At 69.2% G+C, this 4,728-nt stretch carries 3 protein-coding genes and 1 pseudogene; 3 read left to right on the top strand and 1 reads right to left on the bottom strand.

Annotated elements, in window-relative coordinates; translation table 11 throughout:
* The first annotated feature begins 492 nt into the window (after positions 1-492).
* Together ABZ208_RS38725 and ABZ208_RS38730 are read left to right on the top strand one after the other, a co-directional pair.
* Positions 493-1,530: an acetate/propionate family kinase gene (locus ABZ208_RS38725; RefSeq protein WP_356914141.1), complete on the top strand. Its 1,038-nt coding sequence runs from the start codon at positions 493-495 to the stop codon at positions 1,528-1,530.
* A 781-nt stretch (positions 1,531-2,311) separates the two neighbouring features.
* Complete coding sequence (locus tag ABZ208_RS38730) at positions 2,312-2,596, top strand: hypothetical protein (RefSeq protein ID WP_356914142.1); 285 nt, start codon at positions 2,312-2,314, stop codon at positions 2,594-2,596.
* A gap of 241 nt (positions 2,597-2,837) precedes the next feature.
* Here ABZ208_RS38730 and ABZ208_RS38735 read toward each other — a convergent pair.
* Positions 2,838-3,184, bottom strand: a pseudogene (locus ABZ208_RS38735) (PRC-barrel domain containing protein).
* 151 nt (positions 3,185-3,335) lie between these two features.
* On the opposite strand from ABZ208_RS38735, the gene ABZ208_RS38740 reads away from it, so the two are divergent.
* Entirely contained in the window at positions 3,336-4,163 is an 828-nt protein-coding gene (locus ABZ208_RS38740; protein ID WP_356914143.1) for a YhjD/YihY/BrkB family envelope integrity protein, read from the top strand.
* The last annotated feature ends 565 nt before the right edge of the window (positions 4,164-4,728 follow it).

The raw sequence follows: 4,728 nt of genomic DNA on the forward strand, positions 1-4,728 counted from the left end.
GAACGGGTGGACCAGCGGATCCCTCCCTGTGGTGACAGCCCGGGGAAGCGGCGAGGCGCGACATCACCGAGGCCCACCCGGCGGCAGGACAAGGGGTACGAGGCAGCCCGACGCGGACACGAACGGCACACCTGCGGCCCGCCCTGGTCGCCGACCCGGGGTCTGCCCTCCGAGACGGCCCGGGACCTCGCCCCCGGCCTGCGGGAGGAACCGCGCCGCTGCACCGCCAGGGGCATCCGCTGGCAGGCGGACACCGACGGCGCCCCTGGCGGCGAACGAGCTGCGTTGCCGGAGTGGCGCGAAGCGATGGCGGGGAACCTGTACTGGGCCCGTTGCTGCGTGGCGGGCGCACCGTGCCGGAGGACGCGAGTGCACTGGAGGTGCGTGATGAGTGCTGGCCGCTCCCACGAGAGCCGTGATGGTCACGTACTGGTCCTCGATGCTGGCTCTTCGAGCCTTCACATCGCTCTGTTCGCGGCGGACGGTGAACGGGTGGCGGATCGAGACGCCTCGGAGCCCCCGGGGCCTGCTGCGGCGGCGGAACTGCGGGACTTCCTCAGCGAGGTGCCCGCTCCTGCGGCGGTTGGTCACCGCATCGTCCACAGCGGTCCGCACCTGACCGGACATACGCTGATCGACGCACGCGTACGGGCGCTGCTGGCGGACGTCGCCGATCTCGCACCGCTGCACGTGACCCCTGCCCTGCCTGTGGTCGATGCCGCACGAGAACTCCTGCCCGACGTGCCTCATGTCGCCTGCTTCGACACCGTCTTTCACAAGGATCTGCCGGCAGAGGCGCGCACGTACGCCGTGCCGGAGCGATGGCGAGCCGAATACGGGCTGCGCCGGTACGGCTTCCACGGGCTTTCCTACTCGTGGGCACTGCAGAGGACGGCGCAGGCCCTGGGCCGACCCGTCGACAACCTCCAGGTCGTGCTCGCGCACATGGGCGGCGGCTGCTCGGCCTGCGCCGTGCGGAACGGACGCAGCGTGGACACCACCATGGGCCTCACTCCGCTGGAGGGCCTGGTGATGAGCCGGCGCAGCGGCAGCCTCGACCCCGGCGCGCTGCTGTGGCTGCAGCGGCGGCACGGTCTGAGCACGGACGAATTGGATGACGCACTCCACCGGCATTCCGGTCTGCTCGGCCTCTCCGGTACCTCGGGAGACACCCGGGACCTGGTGCGCGCCCGCGCGGAGGGTGATGCCGCGGCCGCTCTGGCGCTGGCTACGTTCACACTCAGCTGCCGCAGGGGCATCGCCTCGATGGCCGCCTCGCTGGACCGCCTGGACGCGCTGGTCTTCACCGGGGAGATCGGCGAAGACCAACCCGAGGTACGTGAGGAGATCTGCTCGGCCCTGACTGTTCTCGGCGTACGAGGCGGGCTGCTCGTCCCCGAACTGGAAGAGTTGATGCGAGAGGGCCTCCGACGCATCGATCAGGCCGGGAGAGGTGTCCCGGTCCTCGTGGTCGCAACCGGCGAGACACAGCAGATCGCCGCCGAGACCCGACGGGTGCTCGGCATGTGACTGGCCAGGGCAACTGCCACACATCCACACTTACCTGGCCCGCGCACAGAACCGGCCTCCTGTACCAGGACGGCACGGGGGCGCCCGGCGCCCCATGGCGTGCCGCTGCTGACCCCGGCCCGGCTCCCGGTACTTCCCCCTTCGCGTCACCCCACCTGGGCCCCGTCCTTCTCGCTCTGCGGGGGCGGGGCCTGGTGCTGCCATGCCATCCGCCGTCCCTCCCGGCTGCGCCTGCTGTGCCGCGCCCTTCCCCCTGTCCCGGCCTCTTCGGCATCCGGCCCAGACTCGTGCCTTGCGGGGCTAGCTAGGACCGCCCCAGCCCGTGCCGGCCTCTTCGCTGACAGTCGGCGTCCGCGCTCGGTGCGCCGCCGCCCGGCCGGGGGCAGCCTGGCGAAGACAGAGGAGCAGAGCCTTCGCCGCGGTCAGCGCCCTTGATGCTGGGGCCGCTGTACCTGGATCTGTAGAGCAGCAGCCTGGCTTTCGCTGAAAGAACCTTGCCTTCTTGCTGCCACGCCATGTCCCTTCGGCGACGACTTCCATGCCTCCTCCATGCGGGCCAGCAACTGCTCATGAGGGCTGAGCTCGAGCTCCGTAGGAGCCGCGGCCGAAGCCGCGGCACGGGCTCTTCGAATCTCGCGTTTGACGTCGGCACGGGCACTGACGGCCTCTTGGCGCTCCTCCTGCAGCACCGCAGGGGCCGGTGGTTCGCGCAGGAGGTGCGACACCATGCCGTCCGGGAGTGTCATGAATCAGGTGGGCACCCGCTCTGAAGGGACCCCTGATGGACGCGGAGAACGGTCACCTGATCGAGGACGCTGACGGCGTGTCGGTTGTGGTGGTGGACGATGACGTTGACGGTGCCGGTGTGACATCGAAGACGACGGCGGCGAGCCGGGAAGCAGCGGCCGCGCACGGGCTGAGCCCCAGGCTGATGGACGAGCTGGCCGAGCTGGCCGCCGACAAGGTCCGCGACGGCGGGCTCAGGCTGATGGGCGAGGGCGGCCTGCTGGTCGACCTCACCCGGCACCTGATGCAGGCCGCCGTCGAGGCGGAGATGGACAGCTAGGCCCACCGTGAAGTCGGCGACAATGAGTTGGCGCCAGGGTTATCGATCGGGCGGCGACCGGAGCGTCGGGACCATCGCATGGCGATGAGGCTAGCGCGGCCACAAGGAGCACGATGCCGATGATCAGCAGGTAGCCCAGCCTTCTGATGCTGCGCCGACGATTCCCAACACGGCGGCGAGAAGAACGAGAAGCAGGAAGAGGGCCATGGAGCGAACACATCCTTGGGCTGAGCGCGGGCGGTCAGCGGCGCGCGAGTTGCCGTTCGCCGCCCACGCTCGGCTGGTACGGCATGTCGTAGTGCTGGAAGAATGCTTCTTCTGCCTCTGCGGGCAGGATGTCGTCCATGCCGAACCTTTTCCACCTTGCCCTGGCGTAGGAGATCTTGAGGCAGTCCGGTCCGAGGATCGCGTCGTTGAGGGGGACGAAGGCCGGGCGGTGTCGGGTGGGGAGTCCGGTCCGGACCGTGGCATGGCCAGCTCGTCGGTCGTGGTGTCCACATAGATCAGTTCGAGCACGCCGATCTTGTGGCCCTTCGGGTCGACGACGTTGTGGTTGTGCCGCTCACGGATATCGACTGCCTGGATCATGGCCTGCCCTCCTGAGCCGTTCACCCGGTCGGTACGAGCCATTCCACGGAGTTGCAGACGGCAGCCCTTTGCCCTTCCAGGTCATCCGGGAAGCTGTGGTCGCGTCCTCGCGCGGCGACGGTATCGGCCGTGGTAGTCGACAGTCATGCCGATGAAGCCTTCCAGTGCAGCAGACCGTTCATCTCTGTTCGGACGGCTACGCCGCGCGATCATCCATTCACCGGTCGGGCGCGGATGGCGGCGGAGCAGCGATCTGGAGTTGGGGCCGCGTTCGTTGGGCTTCGCGGCGCTGGGGTTTCTCACGCTGGTGCCGTTGCTGATCATTGTTTCCTCGGCCGATCCGGAGCGCGGGCGGGGGTTTGCGCAGTGGCTGGGGGAGGGACTCGGCGTGTCGACGGCCTCCAGAGCAGAGGTGGAGGACCTGTTCACCCGGCCAGGTCAGGCTCTGCGGACCACGACCGCGTTCGGCATTGCCGTCCTCGCCGTCTTCGGTCTGACCTTCGCGGCGGCGGTGCAGGCCGGCTACGAGAAAGTATGGGATTTGCCGCAGGCGCGCTGGTGGGCCAGATGGCGGCATGTGGTGTGGCTCGGCGTACTCACCGGCTACCTCTTCGCCGCCGCCACCACCACGCTGCGACGAGAGTCCCCGGCCGGCGCATTCGCCGCAACGCTGAGCGCCGTCCTGTTCTTCTGGTGGTCCCAGCGCATGCTGCTCGGTGGGCGGGTCCGCTGGCGTGCGCTGTTGCCCGGCGCGGTCGCCACCATGTTGGGACTGCTCGGCCTCAGGGTCTTCTCCCAGCTCGTCTTCTCGCCATTGATCGCATCCAACGCCGTCACTTACGGCGCCATCGGAACCGTCCTGGTCCTCCAGTCCTGGCTGGTCGGCGTGGGCATCGTCGTCTTCGGCGGTGCGCTGGTCGGCCGCCTGGTGCACGAGGAGATCCCACGCGCGGCACATGCACTGAAACGGCGAGGGTGACATCCCGGAGCTGGTCATGCCTGACTCAGGCAGGAGCCCACGCCCCTCCGGTGGGTTTCCGTGGGCAGTCACCGCCGGAGCAGGGCGCGGACAGCCCAGCATCAGTGCCTGCGCGGTGCCGTTTGAGGGCCGCTGCTTTCCGCTGGCGGGTCGGGGTGCGTCGCTCACTGCGGTTCGGTCCCGGGACCCGAGCCCTCACCTGCGGCTGCTTCGCAGCCTGCACCACTGTCGCCGTCCATGCGGCGGGCCAGGAACACAGAGATGGGTCACCCCGCGCCCCCGACTTTCGGATTGATCTCTGCGCAGCCTCCCTGCCGAGCGCGGAGGTGGTCATCGTCCGGGGGCTGGGGACTCTCCCACCGGCGTAGTCCTGCCCGCACGCCGCAAGCAGCTCTGCGCCGGACAGCCTTGCATGGCTCAGATACACCCCTGACGCCTGTTCAGGGAGTGCGTCGACGACTAGCTTGTGTGGTGCGGCCCGGGCCCCCGGCAGCGTCGAGAAGTCACCGCGCTCCCTCGGGGCGCACCTTGCGCATCGATGCCGGAGCCCGCCTCGTCACGAGCG

Source organism: Streptomyces sp. NPDC006208 (assembly GCF_040613775.1).
Classification (GTDB): Bacteria; Actinomycetota; Actinomycetes; order Streptomycetales; family Streptomycetaceae; genus Streptomyces.

Bases quoted from the DNA above. Each gene is read 5' to 3' on its own strand.
- ABZ208_RS38730 (WP_356914142.1), top strand. From the start codon at position 2,312: ATGGACGCGGAGAACGGTCACCTGATCGAGGACGCTGACGGCGTGTCG.
- ABZ208_RS38740 (WP_356914143.1), top strand. From the start codon at position 3,336: ATGAAGCCTTCCAGTGCAGCAGACCGTTCATCTCTGTTCGGACGGCTA.